Origin of the sequence: Ochrobactrum sp. AN78 (assembly GCF_029909885.1) — a bacterium.
Lineage (GTDB): Bacteria > Pseudomonadota > Alphaproteobacteria > Rhizobiales > Rhizobiaceae > Brucella > Brucella quorumnocens.
In genome coordinates, this window is sequence record NZ_JASAMU010000005.1 from 236,630 (window position 1) to 255,974 (window position 19,345).

Sequence of the window (19,345 nt, forward strand, 5' to 3'; positions counted from 1 at the left end):
AACTTCAGGCACGCTTCGACAAAAACTCTTCTGCAATCATCGAAACAATCTGCGGCAGCACTTCAAAGGCGTAAGGCGCGTGTACGCGCTCCAGCTTCTGATGAAACTCACGACCCCAAGGGCCGATATTGACGACCGGAAAACGCAACGCGTCACCGGCTGGATGATCAACAAGGCGCGCAACCGGCGTATTGTTCGAAACGATGTCCTGACCAAGCGTAGCCTGCCCCAAGAAGCTCATATCCGAGATGCCCTGGAAATGCGGCTTCCACACAAGCGATTGATCCGGGAAGGCCGCAAATGTCTGCATCGTTGTGTCGATGGCCTGTTTGAAAGCCCTATCATTGGCCTGAGCATCGTCGAGATGGCTTGCTGGATAATGCAGCCCTGCAAAACCAACCACAACGGCGGGACCTGATAGATGTGCAACGCCGACAAGCCACTCGGTCAACTGACGACTGACCGATAGCGGATTGTCGATATCGGCAAGGCGCTTTTCCTGCGCGCTGTAAAGCGCTTCGAATTTCTCACCGGCAACATCGGCAGCCATCGCCCGCAGCTGCTCGAATGTGATGAGCTTAGGAGCAGCCGGAATTGCGCCTGCACGTTTGCCAATCAACTGGCCAAAAGCTTCGGATTGTGCGGCAAAACGTTCGACAGCCTCCGTCGCGCCTGCCAGCACTTCGTCCTTAAAACGACTGAACAGCTCCTCCGCCGTCATGGCATGATAAAGCCAGTTAAGCGCGATCCAGAAGCGTTCAGGCGTCGTCACTTCATAGCCGTCGCGGAGGTCTTTTGCCTCAAGGCAGATAGGTGGCGGCGAAATATCATTGTCATCGCGATCGGCGAGTACTGCATTGCCTTCAAAGCGCGCCAAAATGCTGGCGGCCATCGCCTGTGCGCTCACGCCTTCATATGGATAGCTCGCATGTGAGCTCAATCCGATAACCAGCGCAAAAGGCAGCAGCTTTCCAATCGTCCCAGCATAGACCGCACGGCCTTCTTTTCCGTCGCCCTGATCAGATGTCACATCGAGATTGATCGCAGCCGAGATTTCAATGTCAAAATCCCGGGCAATAGTCGGCATCGCATTGCGCATTGAGCGCATGCCACGACTTTCACGTTCTTCGTCCGGCGTAAAAACCAGCAGCAGATTTCCACTGTGATCCGGGTCAGCCGCAAATTTTTCAGCACACGCAATACCCACGGCAAGGCCGCTTTTCATATCGAGCAGGCCACGTCCCGGGAGAAAATCGCCGCTCAGCAAATCTTCAAGCGCGCGTTCTTCCTGAGCGGAACGGGCGCGCTTCGACAAATCCTTGATAAGCGCGTCTTTGAGGTTGCGGCTGTCGCAAGCAAGCGACTTCAGCTCGTGATAATTATCAGTTGCAACCGTATCGAAATGACCTGCAAGTGCAAGCGTGCGTTTGCCGTTACCGCGGACCAGCGCAACCACATTATGCGTCAGCGGATCGCCATGGCTTGCAACAGTACGAATATTGTCCGGATTTTGCTGGAAATAGGGGATTTCCTTCAACAATCCAACGAGACGTTCGGAAAATTCGGCTTCACCGGGGGTGCCGGTTTCGCTGCTCCAACCGACCATGCGCAGGGCCAGCTCTTCGACGTGCTGCGCATTAATATGGTTGTGCGCCGTCGTTACGGCGTTTTGCGCGCCGTTTGAAACATTCGCAGTCATGGACTCTAGTCTCCGTCGATTAGAGCGTATTCCGAGACGATAGAAATACGCTGCAGAATATAAGTTTTAAGACGCTGATCGCTGTAGACCGGCTGTAACTATTTGTTTTTACGCATGTCTTTACCCCAAAAATTGATTCCAATTTTTGGGCCGATGCACTAGTGCGAAAGATGCTTACGCAGGAATGCCCGCGTCCGCTCTTCCGTGGGATCAGACAGAACTTGCTGCGGCAGACCTTGTTCGACCACCACACCGCCGTCCATGAACATCACATGGTCAGAAACTTCCGCCGCAAAGCGCATTTCGTGTGTCACGATCAACATGGTCATGTGCTCATTTGCGAGCTGCTTCATGACCTGATTGACTTCTTCAACCAGCTCCGGATCGAGCGCGGAGGTTGCTTCATCGAAAAGCATGACTTTCGGCTGCATCGCCAGAGCACGGGCAATCGCAACACGCTGTTTCTGACCACCCGAAAGACGTGCCGGATAGGCATTGCCTTTGTCGACAAGACCGACCTTGGCCAGCAGGTTGTTCGCACGTTCCAGTGCATCGCTGCGCGAAAGCCCTTTGAGGCGCATAGGGCCAATCATGATGTTCTGTAGCACGGTCAGATGCGGAAACAGGTTAAACTGCTGGAAAACCATCCCCATTTCCTGACGGATATGGTTGATGTGCTTTTCAAAAGCGCGACCTTTGAGCGGGCGATTGACCTGATTGCCATCAAGCCAGATTTCACCGCTTGACGTTTCTTCCAGCATATTGATCGAGCGCAGCAGTGTGCTTTTTCCCGATCCGCTGGGGCCAATGATGGAAACGATCTTGCCTCGTGCGACAGTCAGGTCGATGCCTTTCAGCACCTCATGTTCGCCATAGGATTTCCTGATCTGACGCAATTCGATCATGGGAGTCTGTGTGTTCATCGGATAGCTTCCGCTTTCTTGGCAGCTTTGCTCAAACCCCATTCCATCAAGAGATTGACGAGGTAATAGAGCACGGCTGCAACGAAGTAGAACTCAAAGGGGCGATAGGTTTCGCTGATGGCGCGTTGCGCATTCAGTACCAGTTCTGTGATGCCGAGCACGGAGAGAACGGCTGTGTCCTTGAGCAGAATGATGCTGTTATTGCCAACCTGCGGCAGAGCCGTGAGGATCGCCTGTGGGATGATGAAATAGCGAAGCGACGATCCGTGGCTAAAACCAAGCGACCGGGCGGCTTCCATCTGTCCTTCATCGACGGTCTCAAGCGATGCGCGGAAAATATCGGCATTATAGGCCGCATAATGCATGCCAAGCCCAAACACGCCGGTCCAGAACGCTGGCACCATGATGCCGATCTGCGAAAGGCCATAATAGAGCAGATAGAGTTGCAACAGCAGAGGCGTTCCCATGAAAAGGAAAACAATACCGCGCACAGGCAGGCTGATTATTTTAGGCGCATGAAGCGTGATGATTGCGATCAGAATACCGAGCACAATGCTGATCACACCCGCAAGAACAGTGATCATAACGGTCCAGAGCAGACCTATCAGCATCAATTCCAGATAAGACGGAACAACGGTGAAATCCAGGCTCATGCTTCCGCCCTCCTGTCAGCATTGAAAAAGATCTCAAAGCCGCGGATGATCAGTGAAATGATAGCAATGATGACGATGTAAGCTGCACCGGCAATCGCAAAAACCTCAAATGGCTTGTATGTCGAAGTGACAAAGCGCTGGGCGGTATAGGTCAGCTCCACCACGCCAATTGTTGAAACGAGCGCGGTACTCTTGGTCAGGATGACCGTATTGACACCAAGCGAACGGATCATGAGTGGAGCCGCCTGAGGCAGGATGAAAAGCCGCATGGTTCCGGCCCTGCCAAAGCCCAGAGAACGCGCCGCTTCGTTCTGGCCTTTATCGACCGCCAGAATTGCTCCGCGCATCCCTTCAGACATATAGGCGCCGATGTTGAAGCCCATCGTGATGACACCCGCAACAAACGGGGTAAACTCAAAACCGAATTGCGGGCCACCAAAGAACACAAGGAACAGCTGCACCAGAAGCGGTGTACCGCGCATGATGCTGATATAGCCGATGGCGATCCAGCGAATAGGCGCATAGCGCGAAAAGCGCGCCATGACGAGAAGGCTGGCAACAACGAGACCAATCAGCAGCGATACGATAGTCAGTTGGACTGTGACCCAGGCCGACTCAACAATGAAGGGAAAAATCCGCCCGATAAGTGCGATATCCATCCTTCAACCTTTCTGCTCCATCAGGAAAATATCTCCTATGGTGCACATGTCTCTCAGCCACAGGGCTGGCGAGAAGCTGTAAAGCTGAGTTTAGGGACTATTAATCGGAAGTGGGGCAGCTCACTTTGCTGCCCACACCCGAAACAGTTCGAATTAGCGGATATCCGCACCAATCCATTTTTCGGAAATGGCCTTATAGGTGCCATCAGCCATCATATCGTCGAGCGCCTTCTGCATTGCAGCCTGAAGCTCCGGATTGTTCTTACGAACCGCAATACCGATATCGTAACGCGGCAGCTGATCGTCCTTCACCTGTTCAATCGGCGCATTGCTCTTGCCTATGGCGACAAGCACAGGAACGTCATCGGCGACAACTGCATCGATACGACCCGAGCCAAGGTCGAGAAGCATTTCAGGCAAGCCCTTATAGGTGCGGACTTCATATTTGCCCTGCTCACGAACCCATTTTTCGGAGGTTTCGCCCAGCGTCACACCGATTGTCTTGCCTTCCAGTTCGTTGAGCGACTTGACCGTATCACCCTTGCGAATGAACAGGGCCAAGCCCGAACGATAGTAAGGTCCGACGAAGTTGATTGCCTTCTTGCGTTCTTCAGTGATGCCCATCGAACCAACGATCGTGTCGTAACGACCGGTCACGAGACCTGCAATGATGCCGTCCCAGGCCGTGGTAACGATTTCAGGTTCTGCCTTCAGGCGACGTGCGATTTCCGAGCCGATATCGACGTCAAAGCCGACAACCTTGTTGCTCTCATCGACAAAGCTGAATGGTGGGAACACACCCGAAAGGGCAATCGTCATCTTGCCTTTGTTCTGAATCTTTTCCAGATCGTCGGCTTTTGCTGTGTTCAAGGAAACACAGATGCCTAGCGCCACAAGGGCGGTAGAAAAAAGTTTGGCAAATTTCATGTTGAAGGTTCCCCTACGAGAGCCCCATTCTGGAGCTACATTTTAACGCTATCTTCGCGACCTTGTATCCGGCCTGAACAGGGATTTGCGTAACGCTCCTATCACTTCGTTCGTATTAGAAGCTGCTGTTGCATTCCCCTTGGCAAAATCATTATCTGCAATCAGATTGACAAAAAAGAATATAAAGTGATTATTTTTATAAAATAGTGACGATATCGTCAGTCATACTTACTTTAAAGGAAGTCACTGCCATGGATGAGCTGGACAAGAGACTGGTCACTGAGCTTCGCATCAACGGTCGCGCTTCTGTTCCACAGCTCGCGGAACTCTTAGGCGTTGCACGAGCCACAGCGCAAAAGCGTCTCGACCGACTGATTGCCAATGGCGACATTAAAGGCTTCACGGTCCGCGTTCGCGATGACATTGGCAAGGATCAGATACGTGCCTTCATGCTAATCGAAATGTCAGGCTCATCGCTAAAAGCAACAATCAGCGCAATCAAGCGTGTCCCGGGCCTGACCGGTGTCTTCAACACCAATGGCATCTGGGATGTGATCGCAGAGCTGGAGGTTTCGACCATTTCCGAACTCAATGAGGTGATTTCGACAATCCGCTCGCTTCAGGGCGTCAGCAAAAGCGAAACTTTCATCATGCTCGGCCCGGCATAACACAATCTGCCGCCTTCTTTGCCGACTATTTATAAGCCTTATCGGAACCAAAACAGACGCCAACTCGTTACCCGCTCAAATCGACTGAACGAAGAAGCGGCCAATGCATGTTCTATAATGCAGGGCCGCTGTTCTGTTGCGTGAGATACGATAACAAAACGCATAAAGGCGGTGGCGAATGGCGCAAAGCGATGCTGCAAGCAGCTCATCTCAGGCTACACCATTACAAATTCACGACATTAAGGTCATCGACAACACCAAACTCAAAAAAGCTATTACCGCAGCTGCCCTCGGCAATGCGATGGAATGGTTCGATTTCGGCGTCTACGGCTTCGTAGCCTATGCTTTGGGGCAAGTATTCTTTCCCAATGCAGCACCCGGCATTCAAACCATTGCAGCTCTTGCGACATTCTCTGTGCCATTTCTGGTGCGCCCTCTCGGCGGTCTGTTCTTTGGCGTCATGGGCGACCGCTTCGGGCGACAAAAGGTTTTGTCGCTCACAATCATCATCATGGCTGCCAGCACTTTCTGTATCGGCCTTATCCCCTCCTATGCCACCATCGGCATCTGGGCACCAATCCTTCTGCTGCTTTGCAAGCTGGCGCAGGGTTTTTCTGTAGGCGGCGAATATACGGGCGCTGCGATCTTTGTTGCAGAATATGCGCCAGACCGCCGTCGTGGTTTTCTCGGTAGCTGGCTGGATTTCGGCTCCATTGCCGGATTTGTGCTCGGTGCTGGCCTCGTTGTGTTCCTCAGCACAATGGTTGGAGAACAAGACTTTCTCGATTGGGGCTGGCGCATTCCGTTCTATCTTGCCGCCCCGCTCGGCTTGATCGGGCTTTATCTTCGCCATGCCGCAGAGGAAACACCCGCGTTTACACAGCAGCTTGAAGCGCTGGAAAAAGAAGACCGCGATGCCATCGAAGATCGTCCGATGGTGTCCTTTAAAGAGATAATCAACAAATATTGGCGTGCACTGAGCGTCTGTATCGGCTTGGTTCTGGTGACAAACGTCACCTATTATATGCTGCTCACCTATATGCCGACCTATCTCTCCCAGAGCCTCGGCTATTCTGAGGATCACGGGGTTCTCATCATCATCGTGGTGATGATCGGGATGCTGTTCGTGCAGCCCGTTGTCGGATTTCTCAGTGACCGTTTTGGCCGCAGGCCATTTCTGATCATCGGCAGCCTCGGCTTGCTATTGTTTGCCCTGCCAGCTTTCCATCTTGTGGCCAGCGGCCACATTGCGACGATTTTTGCCGGCTTGCTGATATTGGCGATATTGCTCAACTGCCTGACCGGCATCATGGCATCAACACTGCCTGCATTGTTTCCGGCACGCATTCGCTACAGCGCGCTTGCGGCGGCCTTCAATATTTCGATCATTATTGCGGGCCTGACACCAACAGTTGCCGCGTGGCTCGTCGAGTCAACGGATAATATCTATTTGCCTGCCTACTATCTCATGTGTGCAGCCGTCGTGGGTCTCATCACAGCGTTCTTCCTGCCCGAAACGGCCAACAAACCGTTGCGTGGCGACACACCAAGCGCCTCCAACAAGACGGAAGCCAAACTGCTGCTCAAAGAAGCTTATTCCCACATCGAGGAACGCGTCGATAAGCTTGATGACGAAATCCTCTCGCTGGAACAGCAGATCGAAGAGCTGCAGCAACGCCGCCAGGCGCTCGTTGACCGGCATCCGAAACTAAATTGAGCCGCTCCAGCTTTCGGCCTGCTGCTCACCAATCCCCATCAGATCAATGGCTCGCGCTGCGATCTGATGGGCAATTTCATCCACCGTCTGCGGATGCAGATAAAAGGCGGGTACAGGCGGCATCACGATTGCGCCCATCTCGGTGACCGTACACATATTGCGCAAATGGACCAGATGCAGCGGTGTTTCGCGGGCGATCAGCAGCAGCTTGCGCCGCTCTTTGAGCTGCACATCGGCAGCGCGCGTTAGCAGACTGTCGCCGAAACCGTGAGCGATCGACGCAAGGGTACGCATGGAACAAGGCGCAACAATCATACCGGCTGTCGGCACCGATCCACTCGCAATCGCGGCTCCAACATCCTCAATCGAATAGGTCTTTTCTGCCAGCCGGTGCAGCATTGAATAGCCATTTGGACCAAGCTCGTAGCGCAACGTCCGCTCAGCGGCTTGCGATATGACAAGATGCGTTTCAACGGACTGCATCCTGTTCAGGCACTCAAGTATTTTCAGTGAAATCAGCGACCCGGACGCGCCTGAAACTCCCACGACAATCCGCTTCACTGTCTGCTCTCCCGGTCGATTCCCAATTCGCCCCACATTGCGTCCACCCGCGCAATGGTCTCTGCATTCATGGAAAGGACAGCGCCCCATTCGCGATCAGTTTCTGCGCCGATCTTATTGGTCGCGTCAAGCCCGAGCTTGCCGCCAAGCCCCGAACGCGTAGAAGCGAAATCGAGATAATCAACCGGCGTATGATCGAGCGTCACCAGATCACGGCTTGCATCAAAGCGTGTGGAAAGTGCCCAGAGCACATCATCCCAATTGCGCACATCGATGTCAGGATCGACGGCGATGATAAGCTTGGTGTAGCTGAATTGCGGCAACATCGACCAAAGCCCCATCATGACCCTGCGGGCTTGCCCCGGATATCGCTTGTCGATTGCCACCACCATTGCGCGATAAGAACATGCGGCCGGTGGCAGCCAGAGATCTGTGATCTCGGGAAACTGCTTGCGCACGACCGGCACAAACAGCTGGTTCATCACCTCGCCGAGCTTTGAAGGTTCATCAGGCGGACGCCCGGTGTAAGTGGAAAGATAGAGCGGGTTCTTGCGCATGGTGATTGCGCTAAGACGGATAACAGGAAATTCTTCGACGCTGTTATAATAGCCGGTGTGATCACCATAAGGCCCTTCCCGCGCGGTTTCGCTCACGGATACGAAGCCTTCAAGCACAATTTCCGCGTTGGCCGGGACAGTGAGAGGGACGGTGTGCGCCTCTACGATTGCAGGCCTTCGCCCCGACAAAAGGCCCGAAAAAGCTAGTTCACTCATGCCTTCCGGCAAAGGCATGACGGCTGCCAGAATTGTTGCGGGGTCTGCTCCGATTGCAACTGCAACCGGCATATCCATCCCTGCCTTCTGCCACATACGATGATGTCGCGCACCCCCGCGATGCGCCAGCCAACGCATGATCAGCCTGTCTGGCCCAAGCTTTTGCATTCGGTAAATGCCGACATTGATGTCGTAAGGATCATCTGGCGCACAGGTGATCACCAAAGGCCAAGTCACGAGCGGCGCCGGCTCTCCCGGCCAGCACCATTGTATCGGCAACGCGCCCAGATCAATCGCCCCTTCCTCACGCACGATTTCATGCACCGGCGCACGGCTGACACGACGTGGTCGCATTGCCAGGGCTGCTTTTGCCAGAGGCAGCTTGCTCCATATTTCACCTGCTGAACGCGGCGGCGTTGGTGCTCGTAGCTCGGCCAAAAAATTGGCTAAAGCAGGAAACTCTTCAGGTGTGCGGCCAAGCCCCCAGGCAATCCGCCGCTCAGCGCCAAAAAGATTGGCAAGAAGCGGAATGGACTGCACTTTGCCCTCGGCATCAACCGGCTTTTCAAATAGCAAGGCCGGGCCGTCGGCTGCCAGAACACGCTTATGAATTTCGGTGATCTCATGCACGAGCGAAACCGGGCGCTGTATACGGACAAGATCGCCGCGTCTTTCAAGCTCCGACACGAAACTCTGTAGATCGTCAAAAGAGGAAGGCAGTGAGGAGGCATTTTTCATGTCTCACTTTGAATACGCAATTCTTCTGCCGTCTTTGATCCAGATCAAACTCTTACAGGCTTGAATCGCCTAGTCCTTGTGCAGACCTCGCAAAGCTGGTGTGCATAGAAATGCCTGGAGCAAAATCATGATGAAAATTCCGCCCGCCGTGGTTGCCCCAGTTCGGTTTGTTCCGCCATTTTTGCTCAACCCGTTCATTTCTCATGTGTTCTATCAGGTTATCCGCGCACATCCGGGACTGTTTGAAAGGCTGGGCGAGCACGTCAACAAGCGGTTTGGGTTCAGGCCATCCGATTTGCCTTTCGCTTTTCTGGTTGAACCCGGCGCCCCACGCATTTCAGTGCTGCGCAGCAGCACTGAATTTGTGACCGATGCCGCTATCGAAGGCCCCCTCGTCATGCTGCTTGCCCTTCTCGAAGGAAAGCTCGATGGCGATGCCTTGTTCTTTTCACGCGACATCACAGTGACTGGCGATATGGAAGCCATGCTTGCCCTGCGCAATGCGCTGGATGATTGCAATGTTGATCTGCCGGCAGACCTTGGAAAAGGCGCAGGGCCATTCGCGCCGGTCGTGGAAGCCATCGCAGGTTTTGTGCGCGACAAAGCGCTCGCCGCCGACACAAAGGAGGACGCCCGTTCATGGAACTGATCTGTCCTGCCGGAACACCCTCCGCATTTCGCGAAGCCGTGCAAGCCGGAGCTGATGCGGTCTATTGCGGCTTCCGCGATGAAACCAACGCACGCAATTTTCCCGGTCTCAATTTCAGTCGCGAGGAGTTGCGGGAAGCGATCAATTTCGCCCATGCGCGGCGCACACAGGTCTTCGTCGCCATCAACACCTTCATGCGCGCGGGCGATGAGCAACTCTGGTACAAGGCCGTTGATGACGCCTCGGCGCTTGGTGCCGATGCAGTGATCCTCGCAGATTTCGGCTTGATGGCCTACACTGCAGAGCGCCATCCGCAACAGCGGCTGCATGTTTCGGTGCAGGCGTCTGCCTCCAATGCCGATGCGATCAGCTTTCTGATCGATGCCTTCAAAGCAAAGCGCGTGGTGTTGCCGCGCGTGCTGACCATCCCCGATATCGCAAAGCTCGGACGCAAGATTGCTTGCGAAATGGAAGTCTTCGTCTTTGGCGGCTTGTGCGTCATGGCCGAAGGACGCTGCTCGCTCTCGTCCTACGCCACCGGCCGCTCACCGAATATGAACGGTGTCTGCTCGCCTGCAAGCCATGTGCGTTATCGGAACGAAGGTTCCGAGCTCGTTTCGGAACTCGGAGATTACACCATCAACCGTTTTCCGGCTGGCGAAGCCGCAGGCTATCCGACCCTTTGCAAAGGGCGTTTCAATATCGGCGATGAAGAAGGCTATGCCTTTGAAGACCCGGTTTCTCTTGATGTGATGAACCACATAGACGAACTCCGTACAGCCGGTGTTTCGGCCTTGAAAATCGAAGGGCGACAGCGCGGCAAAGCCTATGTCGCGGAAGTAGTATCAACACTTCGTCAAACACTTGCCGCCGGACCCGAAAAGCGGGCCGCTCTGCTTTCACGACTGCGTGCTTTGAGTGAAGGTCAGCAGACCACATCGGGCGCCTATGAAAAACGCTGGAGATAGCCATGTCGGATTCACGCTTTAATCCCAGCCTTAGCCTCGGGCCTGTTCTCTTTCTCTGGGATGGCCCGAAATGGCGCGATTTCTATTTCCGCATTGCCGATGAAGCTCCGGTCGATCACGTCACACTCGGTGAAATAGTCTGCTCGAAGCGGTTCCATTTCATTGATCCCTACATGGCTGATGTGATCGAGCGGCTGGAACAGGCAGGCAAGACCATCAGCCTTGGTTCGCTTGCCCTCGTGATGCTTGAACGCGAAGCAAAGCATGTGCGGCAGACCGCCGAACAATCGCTTTTTCCGGTCGAAGCCAATGATCTCTCCGCACTGGGCCTGCTGGCTGGCAAGCCGCATATGGTTGGCCCACTGGTCAATGTTTACAACGCCGCCACCGCCAAGGTTTTGGCTCAGCGCGGCGCACAATCCATCTGCCTGCCGCCGGAACTTCCGTTGGCTTCAATTCGTGAAATCATCAGGGGAGCGCCAGATGTTGCCTTCGAAATCTTCACTTTTGGTAGGGTACCACTCGCCATTTCAGCCCGTTGCGCCCATGCACGCTCTAAAGGACACATCAAAGACAATTGTCAGTTTGTTTGTGCCGAGGAGCCGGACGGTCTGCCAGTCAAAACACTCGATAGCCAGTCGTTCCTTGCCCTGAATGGGGTGCAGACACTGTCGCACACGTGTCAGGCACTGATTGAAGACATGCCCGACCTGAAAGCCGCAGGCGTTGCCCGGTTCAGGCTGTCGCCGCAGGATTGCGACATGGTTGCTATCGCAAAAGTGCATGGCGAAGTGCTGCAGGAACGTATCGATACCGAAGAAGGCCTTGCCCGATTGCAGGCAATCTATCCAGCCGTCCCGCTTTCCAACGGCTTTTTGCACGGCGGCATTGGCGCAGCCTGGGTGAGCCGACATAAAACCGCATCTGTCATGCATAGCTAAGGAAAGTTAGCTGGCAGCTGATAGCACTTTGAGCGAGACAACGCTTTCAAGCCATGCGGCAAGAGCCGCCTCGTCGGGCGACAGCAACATACCGCAATCGCTCGCAAAGTCGCGCCAGTCGCCCACATAAGCATCACGCACAACGGTCAGCACAGGAATCTGCTTTGAATAAGCTGATTCAATGATCGCGCGAAAGCCATGACCTTCGGCTTCACTTTTGCCGAAGCGATTGAGGATCAGTAAATCGACGCCTGCATCGATCTCGGCAAGCAAGGGACCAGCGACATCTGCAAGTGCTGCGGGATCAAGGCGGCAGCCGCGCGATCCTGAACCGAGCGGCTGCGAGATAACCTGTCGGACTCCGTCGCCGATCCGTTCAATAACAATTTCACGGCAGCAATCGTCTGCATCAGAGCTGCCGTGCTGCAAGAAGCCTGCGACCTTCAATCCGCAAGCCTCACTCTGCGCAACAACTTCTGCCAAAAGCAGATCAACGGATACGTCTTTGTCGGCAAGAACTGCTGCGAGGATCGGCTGTGTAGTCATTTGCTTTTTCCTCATTAAACAGAAGTTGATGCCGAAAGCTTCCGGCATAGTGATTTTGCTGAAAACTATCCCGCAAGCATTCGATAGATCGCGGGCAAAGCAACTGGCAATTTCGCAAGTTTTGCAACCATTGCAAAGCCACCATGTCCGAAAAGTGCAGGCAGATAAGCATTGGCCTCGCGGTCAACCGTCACTGCAAAGACGTTAACGCCCTTGGCGCGCGCTTCACTCACAGCCCGGCGTGTATCTTCCAGTGCAAAGCGCCCCTCATAATGATCGACATCATTCGGTTTGCCATCGGTTAAAAGCAGCAGAAGCTTTTTTCGGTTGTGCTGTTCGCTGAGTTTTGCCGTTGCATGGCGCATGGCAGCACCCATGCGGGTATAAAAGCCCGGCTTCAGCGCTGCAATGCGATGCTCAACCGTTGGGCTGAAAGCCTCATCGAAATCCTTCACAGTTTCAACCCGCACCCAGGAGCGTCGCCGCGACGTGAAGGTCAGAATAGAACAGCGATCGCCACAGGCAGCAATGCCATTGGCGAGAACCAGCAACGCCTCTTTCTCCACATCAAGCACCCGACGGTTATCCACCCATGCATCGGTTGAAAGCGAAACATCGACCAGAATCGTTACCGCCAGATCATTGGCCTGCGGACGGCTCATCAGATGCACCCGCTCACTACCTTGCCCGCCAGCCGCAAAATCGCAACGTGACCGTACCACAGCGTCGAGATCAAGATCATTACCATCAAGCTGTGCGCGCATCATTTCGCGACCGGGCCGCAGGATTTCAAACTGGCGTCGCACTCGCCGTACAAGACTTCGCGCTTCATCATCAAGTTGCAGCGCCTCTTCACGCTCCTGCACCGGCGCTGCCAGAACGCTACAATGATCTTGCAAATAGGTCGCTTTGCGATAATCCCATTCCGGATAGGTGAGCTTGGCAGTCAGCAGGCTGCGATCAACCGCTTCCGGCGGCAGATCAAGATCGAAGCGGAAGCGAGCAGCAGGCCTGCCCTTACGCTCGCCCAATGTCAGATCATCGAGTTCATCAGCGGATTTTGCATTCTGTTCGTCACTGTCATCCGACGGTCGGTCAACGCTGACCATCTCGGCCATGGCGAGGATTTTCTCGAAACGGTTGAGAATGAACGGGCTCCTGTCAGTAAGCCGCGGGTCCTGCTTCTCGCGCTGCGCTATCTGGCGGCAGGTTTCGGCAGCTTCAGCCTGAGAGTTGCGCACGGGCTCGTCTTCCGCCGCGCGGATTGCTGTTTCATCGCGCCGGATAAGCCCCGGCCAGAGCGGAACGGGAAGGATCGGCAGATAGCCCGCCGGAGCACGATGCGGGAAAATGGCTGGAAGACTGAAATCCGGCAGACCAGCGCCGTCCTTCAATAGCGAAAGAACACGTTCTTCAACAAGCTGCTCGAGTCGGTTGAGCCGCCGATTTGGTCGCGCCTCCAGCACGGCGTCGCAAAGCCGGGCATAGCGATCTTCCAGCCCGGGAAACAATTCACAGGCTTTGGCTACGATTTCTGCCGCCATATCGAGAGCCGCAAGATCGCGGCGTAACGGATCATCAGGCATGGCTTCCAGTTCGGTTGGCATGATCGCCATAAAGCCTGCAAGCCAGACATAGAGATCGTAATTCAGCACGCGATCCGGAAAGAGCGCAATCTCCGGCGGCAACATCAGCGTTGCTTCATCGCGCAGGGGCTGGGCGATTTTTTCCTCACCCAGAGCCATACGCTGCCGCAAGCCCAGCCGATGGCCGGAGGTTCGGGCACGAGCGGGTGCAATCTGCACAGTGACGTCACCACCAAAACCACGGAAACAGATTGCAAGCCTCTGGCGAATATCGGCAAGCTTCACGGCCTGATCGGGATATTGCGGCCATGATCCGGTCTTGCCGATAAGCCGGTGCCAGGCGCGGCCAACTGTTTCTTCGAGCTCCAGAAAATCCAGCATGGTGTACCCGCCTATTTCAACATCGCATCGGCGACTTCAAGCAGCGCTGCCTTCACATCCGGCTCATCGGTCAACGGCTCAATCATCGCCGCACGCGCGGCCTCGCGCTGCGACATGCCAGCATCAATCAACGATGCGCAGTAAACCAGCAAACGCGTTGAAACGCCTTCTTCCAGATCGTGCCCTTTTAGCCCACGCAAACGATGAGCAAGCGCCACAAGCGGCGCGACCTTATGCGCGTCAAGGCCGCTTTCGGCACTCACAACTGCAATTTCCTGTTCTTTGGGCAGGAAATCGAATTCGATAGCCACAAAACGCTGACGTGTGCTCGGTTTCAATGACTTGAGCAGGTTCTGATAGCCGGGATTATATGACACAACGATCATGAAGCGATCCGGCGCGTCAAGCAATTCGCCGGTGCGTTCCAGCGGCAGAATGCGGCGGTCGTCAGTCAGTGGATGCAGCACCACGGCCACGTCCTTGCGTGCCTCGACAATCTCGTCGAGATAGCAGATGCCGCCCTCGCGCACCGCACGGGTTAAAGGTCCGTCCACCCAATGAGTGTCTCCGCCTTTAAGCAGATAGCGTCCGGTCAGATCGGCAGCCGCAAGATCGTCATGACAGGAAACAGTCGAGAGAGACAGGCCGAGCCTTGCTGCCATGTGACTGACGAAACGTGTCTTTCCGCACCCCGTCGGACCTTTGAGAAGCAATGGCAGCTTGCGCTTCCATGCCAGTTCAAACAAGGCGCATTCGTTGCCGGATGGGCTGTAAGCAGGGATGGATGCATCGATTGTTTCAATATTCTTGAGAACGCTGTTCATGGCAGTTTTCCTATTTTTTTACGAAAAAAGCCCCACCTTCCGGCAGGGCTTTTGCGTCGATTATTCAGCAGGCTGCACGAAACCAGAGGTGTTTTCGCGGCGCTCCTTGCCCGGAACCAGAACGGCCCAGATGAACATGAAAGCCGAAATTACAACCACGATGCCAGAGCCAAGACGCATCCAGTAAAACAGCGCCAGCTGGTCCTGCACGACCATGAAGCTTTCACCCAGAACACGCTGCAGATGGGTCTGCACCACGCCTGCAAAAGTGAGCGCAAAGGTCATGACGGACATTGCCGTGCACATCGCCCAGAAGCTCACCATGGAGAGCATCTGATTATAAGGCGCACGTCCGCGCAGTTCAGGAATCGCGTAGGCCATAACCGCAAGGTTGAGCATGACATAGGCGCCAAAGAAGGCGAGATGGCCATGGGCCGCTGTCAGCTGCGTGCCGTGGGTGTAATAGTTGACCGAGGACAGCGTGTGCAGAAAGCCCCATACACCTGCGCCAAAGAAAGCCATCACCGAGCAACCGATTGACCAGAGAAGGGCAGCGCGGTTTGGATGTTTGCGACCGGCCTTCCATGTCATCACAAATGTAAAGATGACCATGGTAAAAAATGGAGCTACTTCCAGCGTTGAGAACAGCGAACCGATCCACTGCCAGTACCCCGGTGCGCCAATCCAGTAATAGTGGTGACCTGTTCCCAAAATACCCGAGAACAGAGCCAACCCGACAATGACGTAGAGCCACTTTTCAACGACTTCGCGGTCAATACCATTGAGCTTGATCATCAGGAAAGCGAGGATCGACGCCATGATCAGTTCCCACACACCTTCAACCCACAGATGGATCACATACCACCAGTAGAGCTTATCGATGGCGAGGTTGACCGGGTTATAGAAGGCAAAGAGGAAGAACAGCGCCAGCCCCCAGAGACCAAACAGCAAAATGTTGGTAACTGTCGTCTTGCGGCCCTTCAATGCTGTCAGCGTGATGTTGAATAGGAATATCAGGCAGACGACGAGTATACCGACCTTGATGATGAATGGCTGCTCGAGAAACTCGCGGCCTTCATGGATCTTGAAGAGATAGCCCACCACGGCAATGCCAGCCGCAACAAAGAATAGCCAGAACTGGATGACGGCAAGCTTGGTACTGTAGAGTTCGGTCTCTGTCTCTTCAGGCAGCAGATAATAGGTCGACCCCATGAAACCCATCAGCAGCCAGACGACCAGTGCATTGGTGTGGATCATGCGAACGATGTTGAAGGGCAGCAGCTCGGAGAGCGTGTTGGGCAAGACATAGATCGTCCCGGCAAGAACACCGAACGCAACCTGGGCTACGAACAGGACGAGCGCTCCATAGAAATAGAGCATCGCAACCTTTTGGCTTTCATATTTCATATCATAAAACTCCGTTCATCCCGCGCCTCAGCCAGCCTCATTGGGCGGCCAGTTCTGCGTCTTGATGCGGCTTGTCCATTCAAGGAAATCCGCCAGATCGTTGAGTTCCTGTTCGCTCAGGTTGAACTGTGGCATCTGACGACGCCCCTCAATTCCCGTGGGCTGCGCTTGCATCCAGGCCTTCATCGTCTCGCGTGCACCTTCGGGGTCATCCTCGCCGCCGTAACGCTTCCAGACATTGCCGAGCTCAGGTGCGAAATAGGCCCCCTCGCCCAAAAGCGTGTGGCAATTGATGCAGGAGTTTTTCTCCCAGATGTGCTTTCCACGTGCGACCGCTTCGGTCAGCGTCGATTCATCTGTGGACGTGGTTTTCATGTAGTAATGGCTGTGCGCCGTCAGTCCCACGAAGATCGCGAAAAAGAAAATAGAACCGCCGTAGAAGACGTTTCGGGCGCCGGTCTTGGTTAGGCGTTCTGCCATCCCCTTCGTCCTTTCACTGGCCGAAGGCGGAGCCCCGGCATCTCATCCCCCGTCGATGGTGCGGCTGGTCAATCCCCTCGCCAGCATCACGGGACTGCACCCTTCTATCGAGCGGTGAAAAGACATCTTTGCGTTTTGGCAAAGACTGGAGCGTTTACAGCGGTTCCAGCTAATATTGAATCGTTGGGCTCACTGTAACTATTTGCTTTTAAGCATTTCCGAACGCAAACCGGTTCCCACTTTTTCTGGAAATGCTTTAGAGCGCATCCCGAAAAGTGTGAAACGGTTTTCGGACAAAGATGCGCGTTAAAACAGATAATTAGAGTGCCGATCTGATCCAATCAGATCGAAACGCACTCTAAGCAAAAACTGCGCAAAACAATGAGATTGTATGGTTGTTCAAAGAAGGAAGCGGACTGCTACAGAGCGCATGAGGGCGAGTATAAGCAGCGCAGCCGGCCAAGCCAGCAAGGCAGGCTTCAACGCGCCTCTGGTGGCGCGCATTTCCATGAAATCGAGAACGACGAACCAGCCTTTTGCAAAGGCAAGAATCAGAACAGCTATGATCGCGACAAGCATGCTGGCACTCAAACTGGCAATCAGCGCACCACTCATTGCAAGCGCCAGCAAAATGAGCAGTGTGCGGTTGAGGGCCCTGTACTCTCCGTTTCTCATTTCGTCACCTCACGCAAGATAAAGAACCGGGAACATAACCAGCCAGACAAGGTCAATCGCGTGCCAAAGCGTGCTGATAAGCAGAACATTGGAAGCGGATGGACGCCACGCGACCAGCGCCAAAATGATTGAGCCAAACAGCACATGCATGAGATGAAAGCCGGTGAGGAGAAAGTAGAGCTCGAAAAACGCCCCCACAGCTTCGTCGCCCACAAACTGGATTTCGTGCGAGTATTCGACCAATTTGAAGGCCACGAATACAAGACCAAAAAACGCTGCCCCCAACAGCGGGCGTCTTGCTTTCTTTGCATTATGTCGTTGCCGCACAGCGATTGCAGCCTGCCAGCCGCTTATCAGCAGCACGATCGTGTTGATTGCAGCAAGGCCGGGGCTGAGATGCGCCCGCAATTGCGCCACACCGTCTGAATTGATGATCGACATCACCATGAAGGCGATCAGCAAAATTGCAAAAGTGACAAGTTCGCTCCAGACGAGAATCCAGAGCAGAAGATTGTCCTCCGGTTCATCGTTTGAAATCGTTGCCGCGAAGGCTGTGTCTTCCGTTTCAAGCATGGGGCATGCCTAGCCCGCTCATCCCCCATCTTCTTTGCGTTTTGACAAAGAAAAATCATGTGCGTGGAGGCATCGTTCCTTTTCAAAGCAAGGAATCTTTCAATGACGGATGCACAGATCGGACTCATGGTTGCCACGCCTGCAATCATCGCCTTTTCGCTGGTTCTCTATCGAATGGGGGCCTTGCAGGGCGCGGGCACACTTTCAGCGGTTGCAGCATCTATCGTGATTGCTGTCGTCCTGTTCTTTGGTCAATAAAGCACTTCCAGTTTATGATGAATCATAGGAAATGCATCTCACTGTTTGTTTCTACGTATGTCTTTATCCCAAAAATGCTTCGCACTTTTTGAAGGCATGCTTTAGAGCGCGTTTCGATCTGATTGGATCAGATCGGCGCTCCAATTATCTATTTTAACGCGCATCTTTATCCGAAAACCGTTTCACACTTTTCGGGATGCGCTTTAGTAGCGGGGCCGAAATTGATCCAGAACAAGGCAGCTCTGTCAGAAAGCCATTACAGTGGCTCCAGTTACAGCGGTTCTAGTTATTATTGAATCGTTGGAACCGCTGTAACTGGAAATGCTGTAATTCTTTGTCTTGTTTGAGATGCATCAAAGCAGCATCGCATCGATCAGTTTACAAAAGCTGTCATGGTGACGCTGGCTGTCGTCATCATCTTTCGGCAGTGACGGCCTTGGAAAACTATAATGTCAATCGAACCTGTTTCGGTAAATCCTGTCATCGACGTGCGCACCATTCCGCCCATCACACGACATGCGACCATTTTTTCCATGATTGATGCGCTTGAACCGGGCGATGCGCTGGAGATCGTCAACGATCATGACCCAGTGCCATTGCGCCGCCAGCTCGAGGCCCGCAATCCTGGCGATTTTTCCTGGGTCTATAAGGAGACCGGTCCTGTCTGGCGTGTCGAAATTGCACGGCGCAAGCTTCATGGTTCAGACCATGAGTGCACTTGCGGCAATCACTAACCTAT

General features: G+C 54.1%; 21 protein-coding genes. 7 read left to right on the forward strand and 14 right to left on the reverse strand.

The features are described 5' to 3' along the window. Positions 1 to 4 precede the first annotated feature (4 nt). The 5 genes from QBD00_RS12055 to QBD00_RS12075 form a co-directional block, all read right to left on the reverse strand. Positions 5 to 1,606: a M20/M25/M40 family metallo-hydrolase gene (locus tag QBD00_RS12055; RefSeq protein WP_412535020.1), complete on the reverse strand. Its 1,602-nt coding sequence runs from the start codon at positions 1,604 to 1,606 to the stop codon at positions 5 to 7. A gap of 251 nt (positions 1,607 to 1,857) precedes the next feature. Beyond that, entirely contained in the window at positions 1,858 to 2,622 is a 765-nt protein-coding gene (locus QBD00_RS12060; RefSeq protein ID WP_318579601.1) for an amino acid ABC transporter ATP-binding protein, read from the reverse strand. Then, positions 2,619 to 3,275, reverse strand: a complete 657-nt coding sequence (locus QBD00_RS12065) for an amino acid ABC transporter permease (RefSeq protein ID WP_151091164.1) — start codon at positions 3,273 to 3,275, stop codon at positions 2,619 to 2,621. The genes QBD00_RS12060 and QBD00_RS12065 overlap by 4 nt, the downstream gene beginning before the upstream one ends. Next, entirely contained in the window at positions 3,272 to 3,934 is a 663-nt protein-coding gene (locus QBD00_RS12070) for an amino acid ABC transporter permease (RefSeq protein ID WP_095445097.1), read from the reverse strand. Before QBD00_RS12070 ends, QBD00_RS12065 begins: the two co-directional genes overlap by 4 nt. Positions 3,935 to 4,087: 153 nt before the next feature. Further along, on the reverse strand, positions 4,088 to 4,861 hold the full coding sequence (locus tag QBD00_RS12075) for an ABC transporter substrate-binding protein (protein ID WP_151091165.1): 774 nt from the start codon (positions 4,859 to 4,861) through the stop codon (positions 4,088 to 4,090). A 251-nt stretch (positions 4,862 to 5,112) separates the two neighbouring features. On the opposite strand from QBD00_RS12075, the gene QBD00_RS12080 reads away from it, so the two are divergent. Further along, complete coding sequence (locus tag QBD00_RS12080; protein ID WP_100557622.1) at positions 5,113 to 5,529, forward strand: Lrp/AsnC family transcriptional regulator; 417 nt, start codon at positions 5,113 to 5,115, stop codon at positions 5,527 to 5,529. 178 nt (positions 5,530 to 5,707) lie between these two features. Beyond that, a complete protein-coding gene (gene proP / locus QBD00_RS12085) occupies positions 5,708 to 7,246 on the forward strand; it encodes a glycine betaine/L-proline transporter ProP (protein ID WP_318579602.1) in 1,539 nt (512 codons plus the stop codon). On the opposite strand, the gene QBD00_RS12090 is transcribed toward proP, so the two are convergent. Continuing rightward, positions 7,238 to 7,807 (reverse strand): UbiX family flavin prenyltransferase, encoded by a 570-nt coding sequence (locus QBD00_RS12090; RefSeq protein ID WP_151091167.1) that lies wholly within the window; start codon positions 7,805 to 7,807, stop codon positions 7,238 to 7,240. The two genes, proP and QBD00_RS12090, sit on opposite strands and share 9 nt — an antisense overlap. Then, positions 7,804 to 9,318, reverse strand: a complete 1,515-nt coding sequence (locus QBD00_RS12095; protein ID WP_318579603.1) for a UbiD family decarboxylase — start codon at positions 9,316 to 9,318, stop codon at positions 7,804 to 7,806. Before QBD00_RS12095 ends, QBD00_RS12090 begins: the two co-directional genes overlap by 4 nt. 127 nt (positions 9,319 to 9,445) lie before the next feature. Between QBD00_RS12095 and ubiT the strand changes: the two genes are divergently transcribed. Genes ubiT through QBD00_RS12110 form a run of 3 tightly spaced genes read left to right on the forward strand, consistent with a single transcriptional unit; the run spans position 9,446 to position 11,876 of the window. After that, positions 9,446 to 9,967 (forward strand): ubiquinone anaerobic biosynthesis accessory factor UbiT, encoded by a 522-nt coding sequence (gene ubiT / locus QBD00_RS12100; RefSeq protein WP_151091169.1) that lies wholly within the window; start codon positions 9,446 to 9,448, stop codon positions 9,965 to 9,967. After that, positions 9,958 to 10,935, forward strand: coding sequence for a ubiquinone anaerobic biosynthesis protein UbiU (locus QBD00_RS12105; RefSeq protein WP_318579604.1), 978 nt, complete (start codon positions 9,958 to 9,960; stop codon positions 10,933 to 10,935). The genes ubiT and QBD00_RS12105 overlap by 10 nt, the downstream gene beginning before the upstream one ends. 2 nt (positions 10,936 to 10,937) lie before the next feature. Beyond that, complete coding sequence (locus QBD00_RS12110; RefSeq protein ID WP_318579605.1) at positions 10,938 to 11,876, forward strand: U32 family peptidase; 939 nt, start codon at positions 10,938 to 10,940, stop codon at positions 11,874 to 11,876. Between the two features lie 6 nt (positions 11,877 to 11,882). On the opposite strand, the gene QBD00_RS12115 is transcribed toward QBD00_RS12110, so the two are convergent. The 7 genes from QBD00_RS12115 to QBD00_RS12145 all read right to left on the reverse strand — a co-directional run bounded on the left by QBD00_RS12115 (position 11,883) and on the right by QBD00_RS12145 (position 18,348). Further along, positions 11,883 to 12,422 carry a DUF2478 domain-containing protein gene (locus QBD00_RS12115; protein ID WP_318579606.1) on the reverse strand — a complete coding sequence of 180 codons (540 nt, stop codon included), beginning with the start codon at positions 12,420 to 12,422 and terminating at the stop codon, positions 11,883 to 11,885. 65 nt (positions 12,423 to 12,487) lie between these two features. Next, positions 12,488 to 14,389 (reverse strand): nitric oxide reductase activation protein NorD, encoded by a 1,902-nt coding sequence (locus QBD00_RS12120; RefSeq protein WP_318579607.1) that lies wholly within the window; start codon positions 14,387 to 14,389, stop codon positions 12,488 to 12,490. An 11-nt stretch (positions 14,390 to 14,400) separates the two neighbouring features. After that, positions 14,401 to 15,213, reverse strand: coding sequence for a CbbQ/NirQ/NorQ/GpvN family protein (locus QBD00_RS12125; RefSeq protein ID WP_318579608.1), 813 nt, complete (start codon positions 15,211 to 15,213; stop codon positions 14,401 to 14,403). 60 nt (positions 15,214 to 15,273) lie between these two features. After that, positions 15,274 to 16,620: a nitric-oxide reductase large subunit gene (locus tag QBD00_RS12130; RefSeq protein ID WP_151091175.1), complete on the reverse strand. Its 1,347-nt coding sequence runs from the start codon at positions 16,618 to 16,620 to the stop codon at positions 15,274 to 15,276. A gap of 27 nt (positions 16,621 to 16,647) precedes the next feature. Next, complete coding sequence (locus QBD00_RS12135; RefSeq protein WP_095445110.1) at positions 16,648 to 17,100, reverse strand: c-type cytochrome; 453 nt, start codon at positions 17,098 to 17,100, stop codon at positions 16,648 to 16,650. 399 nt (positions 17,101 to 17,499) lie between these two features. After that, the gene (locus QBD00_RS12140) at positions 17,500 to 17,775 is read right to left on the reverse strand and encodes a cytochrome C oxidase subunit IV family protein (RefSeq protein ID WP_318579609.1); all 276 of its coding nucleotides are present in this window, start codon (positions 17,773 to 17,775) and stop codon (positions 17,500 to 17,502) included. Between the two features lie 9 nt (positions 17,776 to 17,784). Beyond that, complete coding sequence (locus QBD00_RS12145; protein ID WP_318579610.1) at positions 17,785 to 18,348, reverse strand: cytochrome c oxidase subunit 3; 564 nt, start codon at positions 18,346 to 18,348, stop codon at positions 17,785 to 17,787. 102 nt (positions 18,349 to 18,450) lie between these two features. On the opposite strand from QBD00_RS12145, the gene QBD00_RS12150 reads away from it, so the two are divergent. Both QBD00_RS12150 and QBD00_RS12155 read left to right on the forward strand, forming a co-directional pair. Further along, positions 18,451 to 18,606: a hypothetical protein gene (locus QBD00_RS12150; protein ID WP_095445113.1), complete on the forward strand. Its 156-nt coding sequence runs from the start codon at positions 18,451 to 18,453 to the stop codon at positions 18,604 to 18,606. Between the two features lie 449 nt (positions 18,607 to 19,055). After that, positions 19,056 to 19,340, forward strand: coding sequence for a DUF2249 domain-containing protein (locus QBD00_RS12155; RefSeq protein ID WP_264231564.1), 285 nt, complete (start codon positions 19,056 to 19,058; stop codon positions 19,338 to 19,340). Positions 19,341 to 19,345 lie beyond the last annotated feature (5 nt).

What these genes read in the sequence shown, in the direction of transcription:
- ubiT (WP_151091169.1), top strand. Translation starts at nt 9,446, where the DNA reads ATGATGAAAATTCCGCCCGCCGTGGTTGCCCCAGTTCGGTTTGTTCCG.
- QBD00_RS12105 (WP_318579604.1), top strand. Translation starts at nt 9,958, where the DNA reads ATGGAACTGATCTGTCCTGCCGGAACACCCTCCGCATTTCGCGAAGCC.
- QBD00_RS12115 (WP_318579606.1), bottom strand. Translation starts at nt 12,422, where the DNA reads ATGACTACACAGCCGATCCTCGCAGCAGTTCTTGCCGACAAAGACGTA.
- QBD00_RS12095 (WP_318579603.1), bottom strand. Translation starts at nt 9,318, where the DNA reads ATGAAAAATGCCTCCTCACTGCCTTCCTCTTTTGACGATCTACAGAGT.
- QBD00_RS12155 (WP_264231564.1), top strand. Translation starts at nt 19,056, where the DNA reads ATGTCAATCGAACCTGTTTCGGTAAATCCTGTCATCGACGTGCGCACC.
- QBD00_RS12125 (WP_318579608.1), bottom strand. Translation starts at nt 15,213, where the DNA reads ATGAACAGCGTTCTCAAGAATATTGAAACAATCGATGCATCCATCCCT.
- QBD00_RS12150 (WP_095445113.1), top strand. Translation starts at nt 18,451, where the DNA reads ATGACGGATGCACAGATCGGACTCATGGTTGCCACGCCTGCAATCATC.
- proP (WP_318579602.1), top strand. Translation starts at nt 5,708, where the DNA reads ATGGCGCAAAGCGATGCTGCAAGCAGCTCATCTCAGGCTACACCATTA.
- QBD00_RS12070 (WP_095445097.1), bottom strand. Translation starts at nt 3,934, where the DNA reads ATGGATATCGCACTTATCGGGCGGATTTTTCCCTTCATTGTTGAGTCG.
- QBD00_RS12130 (WP_151091175.1), bottom strand. Translation starts at nt 16,620, where the DNA reads ATGAAATATGAAAGCCAAAAGGTTGCGATGCTCTATTTCTATGGAGCG.
- QBD00_RS12075 (WP_151091165.1), bottom strand. Translation starts at nt 4,861, where the DNA reads ATGAAATTTGCCAAACTTTTTTCTACCGCCCTTGTGGCGCTAGGCATC.
- QBD00_RS12080 (WP_100557622.1), top strand. Translation starts at nt 5,113, where the DNA reads ATGGATGAGCTGGACAAGAGACTGGTCACTGAGCTTCGCATCAACGGT.
- QBD00_RS12110 (WP_318579605.1), top strand. Translation starts at nt 10,938, where the DNA reads ATGTCGGATTCACGCTTTAATCCCAGCCTTAGCCTCGGGCCTGTTCTC.
- QBD00_RS12135 (WP_095445110.1), bottom strand. Translation starts at nt 17,100, where the DNA reads ATGGCAGAACGCCTAACCAAGACCGGCGCCCGAAACGTCTTCTACGGC.
- QBD00_RS12140 (WP_318579609.1), bottom strand. Translation starts at nt 17,775, where the DNA reads ATGAGAAACGGAGAGTACAGGGCCCTCAACCGCACACTGCTCATTTTG.
- QBD00_RS12065 (WP_151091164.1), bottom strand. Translation starts at nt 3,275, where the DNA reads ATGAGCCTGGATTTCACCGTTGTTCCGTCTTATCTGGAATTGATGCTG.
- QBD00_RS12055 (WP_412535020.1), bottom strand. Translation starts at nt 1,606, where the DNA reads ATGGTCGGTTGGAGCAGCGAAACCGGCACCCCCGGTGAAGCCGAATTT.
- QBD00_RS12145 (WP_318579610.1), bottom strand. Translation starts at nt 18,348, where the DNA reads ATGCTTGAAACGGAAGACACAGCCTTCGCGGCAACGATTTCAAACGAT.
- QBD00_RS12060 (WP_318579601.1), bottom strand. Translation starts at nt 2,622, where the DNA reads ATGAACACACAGACTCCCATGATCGAATTGCGTCAGATCAGGAAATCC.
- QBD00_RS12120 (WP_318579607.1), bottom strand. Translation starts at nt 14,389, where the DNA reads ATGCTGGATTTTCTGGAGCTCGAAGAAACAGTTGGCCGCGCCTGGCAC.